The 16,412-nt window shown below is 46.4% G+C and carries 13 protein-coding genes; 4 read left to right on the top strand and 9 right to left on the bottom strand.

Annotated elements, in window-relative coordinates:
- Window positions 1–115: 115 nt before the first annotated feature.
- A complete protein-coding gene (malQ, locus tag L5M38_RS10715; RefSeq protein WP_263179074.1) occupies window positions 116–2,542 on the bottom strand; it encodes a 4-alpha-glucanotransferase in 2,427 nt (808 codons plus the stop codon).
- Window positions 2,543–3,134: 592 nt separating this feature from the next.
- Here malQ and L5M38_RS10710 point away from each other — a divergent pair.
- Window positions 3,135–3,764, top strand: a complete 630-nt coding sequence (locus L5M38_RS10710) for a peptidylprolyl isomerase (RefSeq protein WP_012588211.1) — start codon at window positions 3,135–3,137, stop codon at window positions 3,762–3,764.
- A 112-nt stretch (window positions 3,765–3,876) separates the two neighbouring features.
- Here L5M38_RS10710 and L5M38_RS10705 read toward each other — a convergent pair whose 3' ends face one another.
- The 6 genes from L5M38_RS10705 to betI all read right to left on the bottom strand — a co-directional run bounded on the left by L5M38_RS10705 (window position 3,877) and on the right by betI (window position 10,525).
- The gene (locus L5M38_RS10705) at window positions 3,877–4,353 is read right to left on the bottom strand and encodes a MarR family winged helix-turn-helix transcriptional regulator (protein WP_006080852.1); all 477 of its coding nucleotides are present in this window, start codon (window positions 4,351–4,353) and stop codon (window positions 3,877–3,879) included.
- 102 nt (window positions 4,354–4,455) lie between these two features.
- The gene (locus tag L5M38_RS10700; RefSeq protein WP_263167162.1) at window positions 4,456–5,160 is read right to left on the bottom strand and encodes a TorF family putative porin; all 705 of its coding nucleotides are present in this window, start codon (window positions 5,158–5,160) and stop codon (window positions 4,456–4,458) included.
- Between the two features lie 14 nt (window positions 5,161–5,174).
- Complete coding sequence (locus L5M38_RS10695) at window positions 5,175–6,392, bottom strand: BCCT family transporter (protein WP_263167159.1); 1,218 nt, start codon at window positions 6,390–6,392, stop codon at window positions 5,175–5,177.
- Window positions 6,393–6,764: 372 nt separating this feature from the next.
- Window positions 6,765–8,450: a choline dehydrogenase gene (gene betA, locus L5M38_RS10690; protein ID WP_263167156.1), complete on the bottom strand. Its 1,686-nt coding sequence runs from the start codon at window positions 8,448–8,450 to the stop codon at window positions 6,765–6,767.
- Window positions 8,451–8,459: 9 nt separating this feature from the next.
- Complete coding sequence (gene betB / locus L5M38_RS10685) at window positions 8,460–9,929, bottom strand: betaine-aldehyde dehydrogenase (RefSeq protein WP_263167153.1); 1,470 nt, start codon at window positions 9,927–9,929, stop codon at window positions 8,460–8,462.
- A complete protein-coding gene (gene betI, locus L5M38_RS10680) occupies window positions 9,914–10,525 on the bottom strand; it encodes a transcriptional regulator BetI (RefSeq protein WP_263167150.1) in 612 nt (203 codons plus the stop codon). Before betI ends, betB begins: the two co-directional genes overlap by 16 nt.
- Window positions 10,526–11,126: 601 nt before the next feature.
- On the opposite strand from betI, the gene yiaY reads away from it, so the two are divergent.
- The 3 genes from yiaY (at window position 11,127) to L5M38_RS10665 (ending at window position 13,986) form a co-directional block, all read left to right on the top strand.
- Window positions 11,127–12,275 (top strand): L-threonine dehydrogenase, encoded by a 1,149-nt coding sequence (gene yiaY / locus L5M38_RS10675; RefSeq protein ID WP_263179072.1) that lies wholly within the window; start codon window positions 11,127–11,129, stop codon window positions 12,273–12,275.
- 850 nt (window positions 12,276–13,125) lie between these two features.
- Window positions 13,126–13,491, top strand: a complete 366-nt coding sequence (locus tag L5M38_RS10670) for a hypothetical protein (RefSeq protein WP_028760718.1) — start codon at window positions 13,126–13,128, stop codon at window positions 13,489–13,491.
- A 288-nt stretch (window positions 13,492–13,779) separates the two neighbouring features.
- On the top strand, window positions 13,780–13,986 hold the full coding sequence (locus L5M38_RS10665) for a hypothetical protein (RefSeq protein ID WP_028760719.1): 207 nt from the start codon (window positions 13,780–13,782) through the stop codon (window positions 13,984–13,986).
- An 81-nt stretch (window positions 13,987–14,067) separates the two neighbouring features.
- Here L5M38_RS10665 and L5M38_RS10660 read toward each other — a convergent pair whose 3' ends face one another.
- Both L5M38_RS10660 and aceA read right to left on the bottom strand, forming a co-directional pair.
- Window positions 14,068–14,436: an acyl-CoA thioesterase gene (locus tag L5M38_RS10660; RefSeq protein WP_006080843.1), complete on the bottom strand. Its 369-nt coding sequence runs from the start codon at window positions 14,434–14,436 to the stop codon at window positions 14,068–14,070.
- A 535-nt stretch (window positions 14,437–14,971) separates the two neighbouring features.
- Window positions 14,972–16,297 carry an isocitrate lyase gene (aceA, locus tag L5M38_RS10655; protein WP_263179070.1) on the bottom strand — a complete coding sequence of 442 codons (1,326 nt, stop codon included), beginning with the start codon at window positions 16,295–16,297 and terminating at the stop codon, window positions 14,972–14,974.
- Window positions 16,298–16,412: the final 115 nt, after the last annotated feature.

The raw sequence follows: 16,412 nt of genomic DNA, 5'->3' as shown, positions 1-16,412 counted from the left end.
TATCAGTCAATTAAACTTGCAAATTGGCACTCTTTACCCACATCCCCCTAATAATCTCATCTTTAGGGATGGCATAATGTGGTGCGACTTAGGCAGCCTTTCGCTGGTGCTAGATTTAGCTCGGTAGCTGTCTCGCCATAGCGATATTTTGTAATCGCTGCAGTATCTCTGGCGAAGTCGACACTTGCGTTAAATTCAGCGGCAGGCGACGCTGCCAATTTGGATATTCGAGCCAAGTACCAGGAATGTTCACCGCATGGCGATCGGCTAATAAATCGCACAGTTGCACGCTGTATAGCGCACTATTACCGCGAGCTCCTAAGGTCATCCAAGCCGTGAGCAAGGTTTGAATATCGAGTTCGGCTATCGTCACATCGGCTAACAGACCTTGAGCGACTAACAGTGAAATCAGTTGCTGCTTTTCATGTTCACGCCCAGCAAGCGCCTCGCCTAGCTGCTCGTCAGTTTCAAACAGGGATAACTGCCGACGCAGGTGTAAATCGCTGCCACACCACCAAGCGACTAAAGTCGGCACATCGTGATTCGCCAGCATCATTAAGCTTTGAGACTTATATTGATCCGGTGATTTAAAGCCTTGATGGTCTTTGCAGAAATAGAACAACTCGTTGGAATAAATGCCAGAAGTGTAGAGACGATGAATAATGTCAGGTGGCACCAGTCCTAAATCTTCACCAATCACCACACAGCGAGCACGTTGGCTCTCAAGGCAAACGATGGCAAGCAAGGTTTCGACGGGATAATACACATAGGCACCGTGACCGAGTTGCTTATCCAGCGGCCACCACCAGAGTCGCAGTAAGCCCATCACATGATCGATACGCAAGGCGCCACAGCTTTCCATATTGGCGCGGATCAAGGCGATAAAATGGCTGAAATTATGTTGTTTTAACTTCACAGGATCGAGTGGCGTTAAGCCCCAATTTTGTCCTTGGGGTGCAAAGGGATCGGGCGGTGCACCTATGCTGGCATTCAAACAAAACTGCTCGGCATTAGCCTGTACTTCACTGCCCTGCAGCGCTGCACCGACGGCCAAATCACGGATCAATCCCAGCCCCATCCCAACCTCTTTAGCTTTTAGCTGACAGAGGTGTAACTGCTTTTCAGCCACAAATTGCAGGTAAAGATAGAAACCTTCCTCTTGCACAAACGCTTTAGGACTACGTAAATATTCCGCTTGAGCAAACTCTTGTAGCGCACTGCCCTGCTCACGCACAAACTCATGGAATCTTTGCGCTCTGGGCGTGTCGTTCGCCAGATGCGTATCACAAAAAACGCGATATAACTGCTCAAAGGCACGGTATTTCAGCTCGCTCACTTTAGGATAATCGAGCCAATTATCACGATTCAGTAAGGCGATAGCCTCTACCCAAGTAGCGCTTGAAAATTCAGTGGCAAGAGCTTGGTATTCAGGAACGCTTTGTAATTGAATATAAAGAGGATTAAGTCTGCGGCGATCGCACGGACTATAAGGACTCGGATGCTCTGGCGCCGCGATATCGAGGGCATGCAAGGGATTGAGTTGAATAAAATCCGCGCCCTGCGCCGCCACCAGCCCGATCAGTTGTTCTAAATCACCAAAGTCGCCAATGCCCCATTGGCTCTCGCTGCGCAAACTGTAAAGTTGAACGCTGATCCCCCAAGGTTTATGGCGTTTACCTTGGGCGACAGCCGTGAGTACGCCTTGGTAGGCGGCCCGCGGCGCCACCATTAAGGTGCCAGAGAACAAAGTGCTGGTATCAGCTTCAGCCGTCACACTGCTCTCTAGCGCAGAGCTTGCCGCTTGTGCACTTGTCGATAGGGCATGTTTTAAGCTTAAGGCTATGCGATGAAAGCCCAAACCTAACACAGAGAAATCACTCGCATTTTTGTCGGCTGCATGCGCAAATGAGTCTTGGTTTTTGATTAAGGCAGGGTTGTTAGTAAACTCTTGGCTGCTCAGGAAATAGGACGCTAAATTCACCGCTTCAGTCTCGGCGGGCATTAAGTTGTCAGGGAAAGCTTGGGTCTTGGCCTCAGCGAAATCGAGGCGTGCGAATCCCAGTTGCGTAAGATCAAGGCGATAGTGTAGATAAAGCGTTTGTTCAATGCGGTAATCGCCTATGGACTTAAGCGCCGAGAAAGGCACATCGAATACAATGGACTCACCCTGTTCGCATTCAATCGCCACACTCAGATCTGAGGTGTAGGTTTCCGGTAAACAAAGGCTTATCCAAGGTTCATCCACAAAACACCAATGGAATTCAGGTAGCACCTGAGTCCAAGGACGGGCATCCAGTAAATCAATTTGCGACGCGATCAGTGCTTCGGTCAATACCGTATCGACACAGGTCAGCCCAGCATCACTCGATAACGCTTCTGTAGCAGGAGCATCAATGGCAGTCCCTGCCACGCTGTTTTTTTCCTGTAACATACAGGTCAAGATACCTTGCCTGTCTACCTCGGAAATATGGATATTTTGGCCAAAACAATCAGTAAATTCTGCTCCAACTCCCCGCAAATACAGCAACTTTTCCAGCCCCATATTTTGTCGCCCCCGCGACCGCTCATCCATAGCTTTAGATATACAGTAACCATGCCAACGAAAAGTAACAAGAAGATGACATAAATATTTCAGAGAAATAACAAAAAACTTTTTCAAAAAATCAGTAACTTACTAGAAGCACTCAGTTAAGTTGGCGCTCAGTAGCTATCAGGATATAAAGAGTGGAATGCACTAAATTGGGGCATGCGTTCAGCAAGAGGGCAAGCATGCTTCCCAAGACCTTGACGAGAGGCAGTTAAAAAAGACAAGCACTAAGCAGGGAACTAAGGCATAAAAATAACATGACAGGCGTAAGACATTTATATGTCATAGCATTCGAACTAAAACCCAATGAATAAGACCCAAAACATATCGACTAGTGAGTTCGGTGCAACACTTTGTATCAATTGCACTTTATAACTTGAACAGCCTATCTCTCCTCTGTCAACATCTCATCTCGCTACAGCGTAGAAACATAATAACAACATTACATTCATGGAGCCTGATATGCCCTCGCTTATCCGCCAGAGGCTCGCTCGATGGAACGCTAAAGCAGAAACTCCCCAATGATGATTGAGAATAAGGATATGAAATGAAGAAGTTATCAGGATTACTGTTTGTCGGCTGCATAGCCTTAACCGGTTGTGAAGGAAGTACAGATGGTGATCTAACGCCGACGCCACCGACGCCCGATCCCACTCCGCCAGCCTTAGCTGCGGATGTATGTTATTTAATGAAAACCACAAAAGGCGATATCACACTCGCCATTGACTTAACGAACATGCCAATCACAGGTAAAAACTTTAAGCAGTATGTTGATAAGTCTTTCTATAACGGCACCTTATTCCATAGAACCGTTAATAATTTTATGATCCAAGGCGGCGGTTTTACCACTGGACTCAAAAGCAAACCAGGCGATGCCCCCATCAAGAATGAAGCCGCAGTCGGTATTAGCAACAAACGTGGCACTATCTCCATGGCTCGCACGGATGACCCTAATTCTGCAACATCACAGTTCTTTATCAATGTGTTAGATAATCCACATTTGGATGCGTCTGCGAGCAATTATGGTTATGCCGTGTTTGGCAAAGTGGTTGACGGCATGGATGTGGCGGATCAGATAAGCATAGTTCCAACAAAAAGTAGCGGTGGTTTTGCCAACACGCCAGTACAAGAAATCCTGATTAACTCTGTGGCTAAAACAAGCTGCCCTGCTGCTTAAACATCTAAAAAGACGCACAGCTAAACGACATCGAGTTAAAAGCAAAAAAGCACTGAATCTTCAGTGCTTTTTCATTTTAAAATCTAATCAATTTAAAGCATGAGCTAAACGATTACTCATCCCCTTGGATCTTCCCTACCAAGAGCATAGGCGCCGCATCAATTTTATCGGCGTCCATCATAGTCGCAATACGCTCAACGGCTGAGAGCAATTGGCTCTGCTCCCATTCTTCAAGATTTTGATAACGCTTAATAAAATGATCCTGTAGCGGTTTAGGTGAGTCCTGTAACAGCGCTCGGCCCGCATCACTAAGGTATAAATGCACCTTACGTTTGTCAGTCTCACTGCGCAGACGGATCACTAAACCACGGCCCTCGAGTCGATCGATAATGGTCGTCACCGTCGCAGGGCTCAGCGTAATTTCTTCCGCCACGGTTTTAGCCAATGGCGCATCCAATTGGGCGATTTTCTGCATCACCATCAATTGCGGCCCAGTTAAACCTGAGTGTTTGTTCAGCTGGCGAGAATGAATGTCGATAGCGCGTATCACTCGGCGCAGCGAAATGAGCAGTTGTTCGTACTTTTCCATCGTTCTTTTCATTCTCCCCATTCTAAGCAACGAGTGCACCTTACCAGAAAGCGCGACTGAACTCACCAAGAGGAGGCACTTTTATGGTAAAAGTCCCTTAGATTACAACATGAATTGACGCGATACCGACAACACTAAGCGCTCGTCACTGGTATCTAAGTTCATGCTAGTATCTTCAGCGGCAAGACTGAAATCAAAGCCACTCCAGCTGGTCAGATAGGCGATACGGAAATGATTAAAAGATTTGCCACCATCCCATGACCATTTATCCTCATCAAGTGATGTCGAGCGATCGACACTAAAGCGAATATCATGTCCTTCAGCGAGACTGACAGTATGGCCAAGCAACATAGTGTAATGCTCACCACCCAAACCAAAGTAATCCCATGTATAGGTCAACTTAGCCTCAGAGTGACCCAGTGAACTATCATATCCTAACTTGCTATACAGCTCAGGATAGTTGTACTCATCGGAAAACGACTCGCCGTGGTAAGTGTAATAAGCCAGTCCGACATCGAAACTCAGTTGCTCATTGAGCTGATAAAACTTACCCGCATAGGCATCGAGCTCCAACCAAGTGCTGTCGTTCCCCCCAAAGTCGACGTTCGAGGTAAAGCCGCCCACGTACCATCCCGAATCAAAACCGTAATCCAAACTGCCTTGCAGTGCTGGGCCGCTGTCCGTTTGGCTGACACCATTAAAAGTGTAATCCGACGTCGCCGTTACAGTGGCCGATAATCCGGCATTGGCCGCTGTTGACATCAATAACAACCCTCCAGCGACAAGATAAAAACATTTTGATTTCATTATTAATTTTTCCATTAGTTGGCTAGCTCAATTTTAGTAAAGTCGATTTTGTTCTCTTTTGGCGAGCGCTCAATGGCACGAACAGTTTGCAATTGCGTCATCATGATGTAACCAAAACAGCTAAAGATCAGGCCCAGTGCGATTGCACCAACCCATTGAATTTGAAGAAAGTCTAATTGAAAGAGTAATGTCAGACTGCAGAGCAAGACTAAGTTAAAGCTGACATATTTAGGCTTGCCTAACCGCTCAATGGTCAAATTAAGATTATCGGTATACAGGCGCACCAGTGAGTCGAGTGAGTTGATTACAAAAGTAATTCCCACAATCACCATCGCCAGATTATAGAAGCCCGAAGTATCTAAGCCATTGGCGCTGTAGTAATAAAGTACGGTGAACCAGATAGCGATGGGGATAGACGGAAACACCATCATGGCCAACAGCACTTGATATGTTTTCATGCCGCCGACAAAGCGCGAGGTAAATTGACCGATCATAATGCTCCACGCAAACCACCAGAACAGATAAAACTCATGGTAGTCGTTGATGGGTAACATAAAATGTTGAATATTGCCGAAGTAGTCACCCAGCATGGCAAAGGTCGTAAAGAACTCGCCCACACTCGAGTCAGCCGATAAAAATGCACTGGCCCACATCATGGCAATCAAGCCTAAAAACAACCAAGTGCTAGCCAGACTCAAGATACGCACATAACGTATGCTAGTGCTGGAATACACAGCCGCGGCGATCACCATAAATACGATTAAATAGAAGCTACCGACTATAGTTTCGCCATCACCTAATTCGGGTAAATACCAAGGTAAATTGCTCAATAGCAAATAGGCGGTAAAGGCGCAGGTGCCAATAATTACGATATTATTAATGAACTTAACCCAAGGAATATCAAAAAACTTCACCCTAGGCTCGATGACACAAAAATAGAAACAGGTTAAAAAGTAGAAGCTCCAAATCAAGAAGGCCCAGAAGCCAAACTCAATCGCCAGTGGATTACTAAAGCCGTATTCAGGACTCGCCGCCACATTGGCGTAACCCGCAAACTCGGTGAGCGGAAACATGATCAAGCCGACATCAAGTCCTGAGGTAAACAGAATCGCGATAAAGGTAAAAGTACGCACAGGCGTCACCCCGATACAGCGAATATTGCCCCAGCGATAAATCACAAACGCAATCGCGGTAAAAGTGAACAGTATCCCTGCGGATAATAACCAAGTCATAATGAGCACTCAGTCCCAGTCGATACTGGGTGTAAGTCGGCATCTGGATATAAACCCATAAAATGTAACTCCATGTTTTTATTTAATAATAAAAACTGAACCATTTTTAAAGGCAACGTTCTGCCCTCAAGCCTTAAATATCGCTACTTAAAAACACTCCGCGATAGTTAAACCCTGATAGATGATCAGTCGTGAAAGCGGTCATTTGCACACTCACTGCGGGCTGACCGACCCTTTAGATAAAATAAATCATGACCCTTTTGAGTCATCAATTAATGAGTTTTGAGCCATCAATTAATGAGTCACTTCAAAATTGAAGCCGCCAGTCCGTCGATACGACGGACTGAGCAGGCGTGTTGTTAACTTATGGCTTTAACTTGTCGCAGTACTTCTTTGTGTGGTTTGCCAAGCGTCGGCAACCACAACGGCGGAATCTGCTGGCACTAACATCTCAGCCTCTAAAATCAGATCCGCGGCGCGCTCAGCCAACATTATGGTCGGCGCGTTCAAATTGCCGTTCGGGATAGTCGGGAAAATAGAAGAATCCACCACCCGTAAATTCTGCAATCCATGCACGCGGGTTTCGGGATCCACCACCGCCATCGCATCCATGCCCATCTTGCACGAACAAGAAGGATGGTAAGCACTCTCAACCGATTGACGCACAAAGGCATCGATTTGCGCATCGGTTTGCACTTGTATGCCGGGTTGAATTTCCTCACCGCGATACTCATCGAATGGCGCTTGATTGATGATCTCACGGGTCAAACGCACGCAGGCCCTAAAGCCTTCAATATCATCGGGATGCTGTAAATAATTGAACTGAATTTTGGGCGGCACTTTTGGATCTGCCGACACTAAGGTCACGGCACCACGACTTTTAGGCTTGTTATGGCCCACATGCACCTGAAACCCATGACCCGCAAAGGCTTCTTTGCCATCGTAACGCATGGCCGCAGGTAAAAAGTGGTACTGCAAATCCGGCCACTCCAGACCCGCTTTTGAGCGAATAAAACCACAGGATTCAAAGTGATTTGTGGCCCCTAGGCCAGACTTATCTAAGATCCACCGTGCACCGATTAAGAACTTGCTGAAAGGATCTAGCTTGCCATTGAGTGAAATCGGTTTAAGGCATTTGAATTGGAAATAAAACTCTAAATGATCCTGTAAATTCTGACCAACACCGGGCAACTCATGTTGTAACTCGACCCCTGCATCAGCCAATACTTGGGGATCGCCAATACCTGATAATTGCAACAAATGCGGCGAACCTATTGAACCAGCAGCTAAAATCACTTCTTTATTGCAGCGAATATCTTCAACTTTGCCTTTGTGCTCAATGCGAACGCCAACGGCTGTTTGTCCTTCCAATAACACTTTATGCACTAAAGCGTGGGTCACAACCGTGAGGTTACGTCTAGCCATCGCTGGGCGTAAATAGGCATTAGCGGTAGACCAACGCACGCCTTTTTTGACCGTCATGTGCATAGGGCCAAAGCCTTCTTGCTGCGCGGCATTATAATCGGCGGTCGATAAATACCCCGCCGCAATGCCCGCATCCACAAAGGCTTGGTACAGGGGATTCTGCATCTGATTACCGTTATTCACGCCTAACGGTCCAGACTCGCCGCGATACTCATCGCCACCAAAGGCCCAGGTTTCCGCCTTTTTAAAGTACGGTAAGCAATGGCTGTAATTCCAGTTGGTCGCCCCTTGCGCCTGCCACTCATCAAAGTCCCTAGCATGACCACGAACGTATACCATGCCATTGATCGACGATGAACCGCCAAGCACCTTGCCCCGAGGACAATGCATTTTGCGATTATCTAAATACGGCTCAGGCTGCGTCTCAAACTGCCAAGCATATTTAGGGCTGTTCATCGGAATTGATAACGCCGTCGGCATTTGAATAAAGATACTCTTATCACTGCCTCCGGTTTCTAATAACAGCACTTCGTTTTTAGGATCCTTTGACAAGCGATTGGCGAGCACACAACCCGCTGAGCCTGCGCCAACTATGATGTAGTTATAATATTTTTGCTCTAATGACTGGGCCAAAATGCCTCCTTAAAATGGGCTTTCTAAGGGCTGTAGACCCACGTAAACGGCTTTAACTTGGGTGTAATGCTTGAGTGTCTCGCTACCGTTTTCACGGCCAATACCCGACAACTTATATCCACCTACCGGCATTTCGGCTGGCGATGCACCATAGGCATTGATCCAACAAATACCCGCTTGTAACTGATGAATAACCCGATGGGCACGGCTGATATCTTGAGTGAACACCCCAGCGGCTAAGCCCATGGCGGTATTGTTTGCCCGAGCAATCACTTCGGCTTCATCTTTAAAGGTGAGTACCGACATCACAGGACCAAAGATTTCCTCTTGGCAGATGCGCATCTCGTCGGTGCAATCGGTAAAAATGGTTGGGGCGACAAAGTAACCATTGGGAGCATTTTCCGGCGTTAATGCTGTGCCACCGGTGAGCAGCGTTGCGCCGTCATCGATACCTTGCTGAATATAATCGAGCACTTTTTGCTGGTGGTCTTTGGAGATCAAGGCGCCAAAGTTAGTCTCTGGCGCCATAGGATCGCCCACCACAATATTAGTTTGAGTACGCATAAGCAGTTTTTCGATAAAGCGTGGATAAACCGACTCATGGACAAACACCCGCGTCCCATTGGTACAGACTTCACCTTGGGTATAGAAGTTACCGAGCATGGCACCTGAAACGGCATTGTCGATATCGGTATCGTCAAACACGATAAGCGGTGATTTACCGCCGAGTTCCATAGTGACGTCTTTTAATGAACTTGCCGCCGCGGCCATGACTTTCTTGCCAGTACCGACTTCGCCCGTGAAGGACACTTTGGCAATATCCGGATGCCCCGTTAACCAAGCGCCAACCTTGCCATCGCCCATTACAACGTTAAATACGCCATCAGGTAAACCCGCCTCACTTAAGAGTTGCGCTAATTTCAGTGCGCCAAGCGGCGTTTCTTCCGAAGGTTTAAAAATCATCACATTGCCGCTAGCTAAGGCAGGCGCCGCCTTCCAACAGGCGATTTGCAATGGATAATTCCACGCGCCAATGCCAGCACAAATGCCTAAAGGCTCACGGCGGGTGTAATAAAAATCCCCACCGACTTGCTGCTGCGCGCCTTCAAGCCCTGGGGCAATATGGGCGAAAAACTCGATAGCATCTGCGCCTGTGACCACATCAACCACTGAGGCTTCTTGCCAAGGTTTACCTGTATCGCACACTTCGATTGCCGCGAGTTCATCATTACGAGCCCGCAATAATGCGACCGCGTTTAACAGAATACGGCTGCGTTCGGTGGCACTCATGGCAGACCAAATAGCAAAGCCTTTTTTGGCGCTCTCGATGGCCGCTTGCTGAATTTTTTCATCGGCCACTTGCACTCGATACGCCAATTGCCCCGTGGCAGGATTGACGACGTCGAAGGTTTCGCCGCTGTCGTTAGCGAGCAACTGACCCGCAATAAAGTTGTACTGAACTTCTACTGATACTGACATGTATTAACTCCATGCTGCTTTATCACGTTATGGATAAAGGTTTTGCATAATTTTTCGGCCTGAACAAAATCCTGCTCAGGGGTTTCACTTAAGGCACTGCGTAACCAGAATCCATCGATCATCGCCGCCGTTTGCTCAGCAGCCATCAGGGCAAACTCTTTGGGCAACACGTGCCGAAAGGAAAAATGTAAGTTGCTGTATAAGCGGCGACTATTGATATTCTGCAAACGGGCTAACTGAGGATCGTGGACGGCCTGTGCCCAAAAACTCAGCCAAGTGTGAGTGACATTTCGTGAGCGCTGTAACTCGGTAAAATTCGCTTCAACTATCATCATTAAGCGCTCTGTTGGCGCCAACACTTGTCCTTGGATTCGATTGAGCAATGCTTGCTTTAACTGCTCGAGCAAGTGGCGCAGCGTCGCTTGGATTAAGCCCTGCTTACCACTGAAATAATGACTGATGATCCCCGACGACATCCCCGCCAACTGACTAATGCTGTTGATGGTCGTGTGCTGCAATCCATGCAAGGCAACCGATGCTAATGTCGCATCGATAAGCTGCTGTCTGCGTATCAATTTCATGGCGGTTTTAGGCATAAATACTCAAGGAATAACCACTCTCTCAATACTCTGAACGACGTTAATTGAACGTTCAATTAACAATCATGATAATGATTAGTGATGTAACTATCAACCTAAAATAGCACAGTGACAAAGCTCACAAGTTAGTTATGTAAAAAAGAATTAATCTGTAAAAACAAGATAAATGTATAGATTTCTTTGACTTGAGGCCCTACCACAACCACAGCAGCACGCATAAATTAATATTAGATATCAAACTAATTAACTGGAGTTAATGCTACGAATGAGAGTATTAATGAGGTTTAACCTCTGTTAGATTTAACAATTGAGCCGTCAAACTCTGGATAAGAAAGTGGGATAAAAAGTAAACGAAAAATGCACAGAAATGATGCATCACCAGGGGCGCTAACAACGCTAAAAAAACCATATCGTACGCCAACACTAATACCCGTCATAAAAGTCCGAAATTTAGTTACCCAGTTCCAACTTTAGTGGGAAATTACCCTCAGATAAGCGCCGAACTCGATCAAGCTCACACTTTCACTACCTCCAAATTGGTAGCTTGATCACCAGAAAAGAACACAACTTAATCTTTACAAGCAAATAGGTGGATTTTATGGCTGCTAAATTTTTTATTCCTTCTGTCAACGTATTAGGCCAAGGCGCAGTGGATGATGCTATCGGTGACATCAAAACCTTAGGCTTTAAACACGCACTCATAGTGACAGATAAACCCTTAGTCAAGATTGGCTTAGTGGGTGAAGTGGCCGAAAAACTCGGTCAAAATGGCATTACCGCCACCATCTATGATGGCGTACAACCTAACCCAACAGTGACGAACGTCGAAGCGGGTTTAGCCCTGTTAAAAGCCAACAAGTGTGACTTTGTGATTTCACTCGGCGGCGGATCACCCCATGATTGCGCCAAGGGTATCGCCCTTGTTGCCACCAATGGCGGCAGTATTAAAGACTATGAAGGGTTAGATCAATCCGCAAAACCACAGTTGCCGTTAGTAGCCATTAATACGACGGCAGGCACAGCCAGTGAAATGACGCGCTTCTGTATCATTACCGACGAAGCCCGCCACATTAAAATGGCGATTGTCGATAAACACACCACGCCTTTGCTGTCGGTCAACGACCCTGAGTTAATGCTGAAAAAGCCTGCGAGCCTAACTGCCGCAACCGGTATGGATGCACTGACTCACGCGGTTGAAACCTATGTGTCTATTGCTGCTAACCCGATCACCGACGCCTGTGCGATCAAGGCCATGGAATTGATTCAAGCTAACTTAGTCAACGCAGTTGAAAACGGTCAAGACATCAACGCCCGTGAACAAATGGCCTACGCCCAGTTCTTAGCGGGTATGGCGTTTAACAATGCCAGCTTAGGTTATGTGCATGCGATGGCGCACCAATTAGGCGGTTTCTACGATCTGCCCCACGGTGTGTGCAACGCCCTGCTGCTGCCCCATGTGCAGGAATACAACGCCCAGGTCGTCCCTGCTCGCTTAAAAGACATTGCCAAGGCTATGGGTGTCGATGTGTCTGCGATGACAGATGAGCAAGGTGCTAGTGCGGCGATAGCGGCAATCAAAAAACTGTCTGTTGCGGTTAAGATCCCTGAAAACCTGACCTTATTAGGCGTGAAAGCGGAAGATATTCCAACACTTGCGGATAACGCGTTAAAAGATGCCTGTGGATTCACGAATCCAAAGCAAGCAACCCATGCGGAGATCTGTCAGATCTTCACTAATGCGCTGTAATTGTGCGCTGTAATCGCCATACCTTACCAATCGCAAGTTATCGCACTGTAATCGTGCGCTAACTTGCTGGATAACGACTTATTGTCCTGCTAGTGCGTAAACACGACTTCATCCTCCAATGAATTCGTTTTAGGCTCCAATAGTGCACAGATTATTGCTGCACTATTGGGGCCTTTTTTACACCTGTATCAACAAGATGGTGAGGTAAGTTACTATCTTAAAAATTGAGTAACAAAAACCAACATAAAACTCAGTGTCTATGCACCTTTGCACTGACAAAACACTCACAAATCAGCATATTCAAGAAGAAAGGATCTGAACCTAAAATATTCATAGCAAAATGATATAAAAAACGTGATCTCTGTGGGTTACAGACTGTTACAGATCCGATAAGATGGCCCCAGTTCGCTTTTTCCCTGCAAAAGATGAAGCCAGCTGAGAGGCCCGTTTTAACGAATGGGCCTCTGTCCATTCTGCCTTCTGCGTTTCCTCTGCGACAACTTATGCTGCCAGTTACCCGTATAGCTCCCATCAAAGTTTAATTAACCTATTTACTCCGCTGTTAACTCTTTTTATCAATAAGACTTACTGACGACCAAGTTGTTGCTTTATTAATCAGTAATTCAGCAAAAGCGAAACTTCACCCAAAACTGAGATCTAGCACAAAGTTATTGGCATAAAACTCATGCTAAATAGAGACATGACAGATTAAGTAAATGGTTAATTTTCATGCAGTAACTATCCTTCTCCGTCAAAAAACATCAAGGCTATATAGACTTAATTAATGATTGACCGAATTCAAAAACGATGCCTATGATGGCAACAATATCCTCGAACAGGTAGGTACGCTATGACTGCAATCACCCATGTATATAACTACACAGTTAGATGTCCACATTACAAAGATCCTGAACATCCCGTTACTTGGTTAAATCATATTGAAATGAACCAGTCCTGTGAGATCGCGTTAAATCGCATCACTAAATGGCACGAGCTTTCTGGGGAAAAAACCTTCGAAACGAATAAGTTTGTGGTTCGTAAAGCCGAAAATGAAGATGCTTACTTCTCAATGCAGAGTGACAGACTCAAAAATGACGGCCATGCCTTAGTCACCTTTAAAATCTTTTTAGACGATTGCTGTGACGATGCGGCGCCAGAAGAAATCATGCAGCACCTGATTGAAGACTATCAACAACGCTTAGCCAAACTCGAATAATCTTTGCAGTATTATTTAGCGACCTTAGACGCCAGTGCGCAAAACGCCACTGGCGTTTTTATTTGTCGAGTTCGATAACTCAACCCACGACGTCATTTAATGCTCTTAGTTTCACTCACTCGGTTGATACTCGAACAGAAACATTGCAACAGCGGCTCAGCAGATAATGTCGCCATAGCGTGATTCAGCTCAAGATCTGTTATATTGTCCCGAATGTCATTTTGCACAGTAAAAATGGCAAGGCCCAGTAAATTGAGTTACGAACTTAAATTGAGGATTGGCATCACAATGAATAAAGCGACGCTCATTATTATTCCTTTATTACTCGCTACATCCGCCTGTGCGGATTTAAAGGACGCAGGCCGTGCCATCGGCACAACGACTAAAGAAGTCACCACTGAGATAGGCCACGCGACTAGAGACACGACAAAAGCCATAGGTCATGCTTCACGGGATGCGGTCAAATCGGTAAAAGAAGATTTAACCAAAGACTAATGACAGTGACGCCTAGGCGTCACTGCACATTTTAAGCATCTTATACATTTAAGCATCACGCATTTTAAGCGCCACGCCCCCTTAAGCCGCATTCGCCCGAATACCATGGGGCACAGGCAATCCTTGGGCATTCACATGCACAAACACCATCTTATCTATACTCACCACTGGCGCCTGCGTCATTTTATTGCGTACTTGACAGCTCACGGTAATAGAACTGTGGCCGAGACTCACTAGCTCCAGACCAAACTCAATCACATCCCCTTGATGCGCTGGCGTCATAAAGTTGATTTCAGAAATCAGCTTAGTCACATGGCTGGTGCTCTTCATCTGGCAGGCAGCAAAGATAGCGGCCTCCTCGTCTATCCAACTGAGCAACTGACCGCCAAACAGGGTATTTGCTGGATTTAAATGTTCAGGTTTAACTAAACGGCGACTGTAATATTTCATGGCGGTGACCTCAATGTGAATGCCAATAATCAGCTTTAATGCGCTGTAACTTCCCGTGATATTAAGAGCATTATTCAGGCCACATTTGATAGCTATTAAATAACAATGAGATAGCAATAAGCTGCTGTAAAATAATCCGATTATTGCACCAAGTCGCATCAGAGTTGCACCATATTAATCAGCACAATAGTGAACCAATAAGCAAAAAAATAGCGACTCATAGAGTCGCCAAGCTAAGGCAAGCAAAAAACTTACTGGGTAGGAAGTTAAGTCACAAGGTTTGACTTAAAAACCCGCGCAGCACATGTAGGCGAACTGCACGGGGACAACAGCTGCAAAGCAGCTAAACACAGGCTTACGGGTAACACTCTTTCATACTCAACTCGAGATTTAAGCTGCAAGCTCGGTAACTCATCACAGTCCGCTCTTGCCCTCTATTTCGAGTTTTTAACCACGCCTCACCAGATACATCAGCATAAGGCGTGCTAAGGATTAATCCACAATCACAATGGATCATCCTAAGCGCTTCTACTGCTTAAAACTGTTCTTCTTCGGTAGACCCAGTCAGTGCAGTCACTGAAGAATGGCCACCTTGAATAACCGTAGTCACTTGGTCGAAATAACCTGTGCCCACTTCCTGTTGGTGCGCCACGAAGGTGTAACCTTTCTTCGCTGCTGCAAACTCAACTTCTTGAACTTTTTCAACATAATGCTTCATACCTTCGCCACGAGCATAGTCGTAAGCGAGGTCGAACATGTTGTACCACATGTTGTGGATGCCAGCTAAAGTGATGAACTGGTACTTGTAGCCCATATCTGACAATGCTTGTTGGAAGCGCGCGATAGTGGCGTCGTCCAGATTTTTCTTCCAGTTGAACGAAGGCGAACAGTTATAAGCAAGCAGTTGATCTGGGTACTGAGCATGAATCGCTTCAGCAAAAATACGCGCTTCTTCAAGATCCGGTTTAGCGGTTTCACACCAAATCAAATCCGCATACGGAGCATAAGCCAGACCACGAGAAATCGCTTGGTCAAGACCAGCTTTAACACGGTAGAAACCTTCATTGGTGCGCTCGCCAGTCACGAAATCACGATCGTATGGGTCGCAATCTGAAGTTAACAAATCGGCCGCGTTAGCATCGGTACGTGCGATAACCAGTGTATCGACACCGCTCACATCCGCCGCTAAACGTGCAGCAACCAGCTTTTGTACCGCTTCTTGGGTTGGCACTAATACTTTGCCACCCATGTGGCCACATTTTTTCACTGAAGCTAACTGATCTTCAAAGTGAACACCGGCAGCGCCCGCGTCGATCATCGACTTCATCAGTTCGAAGGCATTTAATACGCCGCCAAAACCCGCTTCTGCATCAGCAATGATTGGCAGAAAGTAATCAACAAATTTTTCATCTTCTGGATTAACGCCATTGCCCCATTGAATTTGGTCAGCACGGAGGAAAGAGTTATTGATACGGGATACCACAGCTGGCACTGAGTTCGCTGGGTATAAAGATTGATCTGGGTACATAGTGCCGGCTAAGTTAGCATCGGCAGCCACTTGCCAACCAGAAAGGTAAATCGCTTCGATACCCGCTTTCGCCTGTTGTACCGCTTGACCGCCCGTTAACGCACCCAATGAATTCACATAGCCTTTTTTAGCGCCGCCGTTAACCAGTTCCCATAACTTAGCCGCACCACGCTTAGCGATAGTATTCTCAGGCACGATTGAACCGCGAAGTGCAACCACTTCTTCCGCGGTGTAAGGACGACGCACGTTTTTCCAACGTGGGTTTTCTGCCCAATCTCTCTTGATTGCATCAATCTGCTCTTGACGTGAATTCTGAGTCGTTGCCTTAGTCATAATGTCGCTCCTTTCTCTTTGATGTTGTAGCTATCATGAAACTGCCCCCCAGTTTCACTCTGCTAAATTGTTTGGTTGGCGGTAGCCCCGCCACAGCTAAATCTGATTGATATAA

It is taken from the genome of Shewanella sp. SM101 (assembly GCF_025654465.1).
In the GTDB taxonomy this organism is placed as follows: Bacteria; Pseudomonadota; Gammaproteobacteria; order Enterobacterales; family Shewanellaceae; genus Shewanella; species Shewanella oncorhynchi.
The sequence above is the reverse complement of the archived record's forward strand: the minus strand, read 5'-3'. Positions and strand labels throughout refer to the sequence as shown.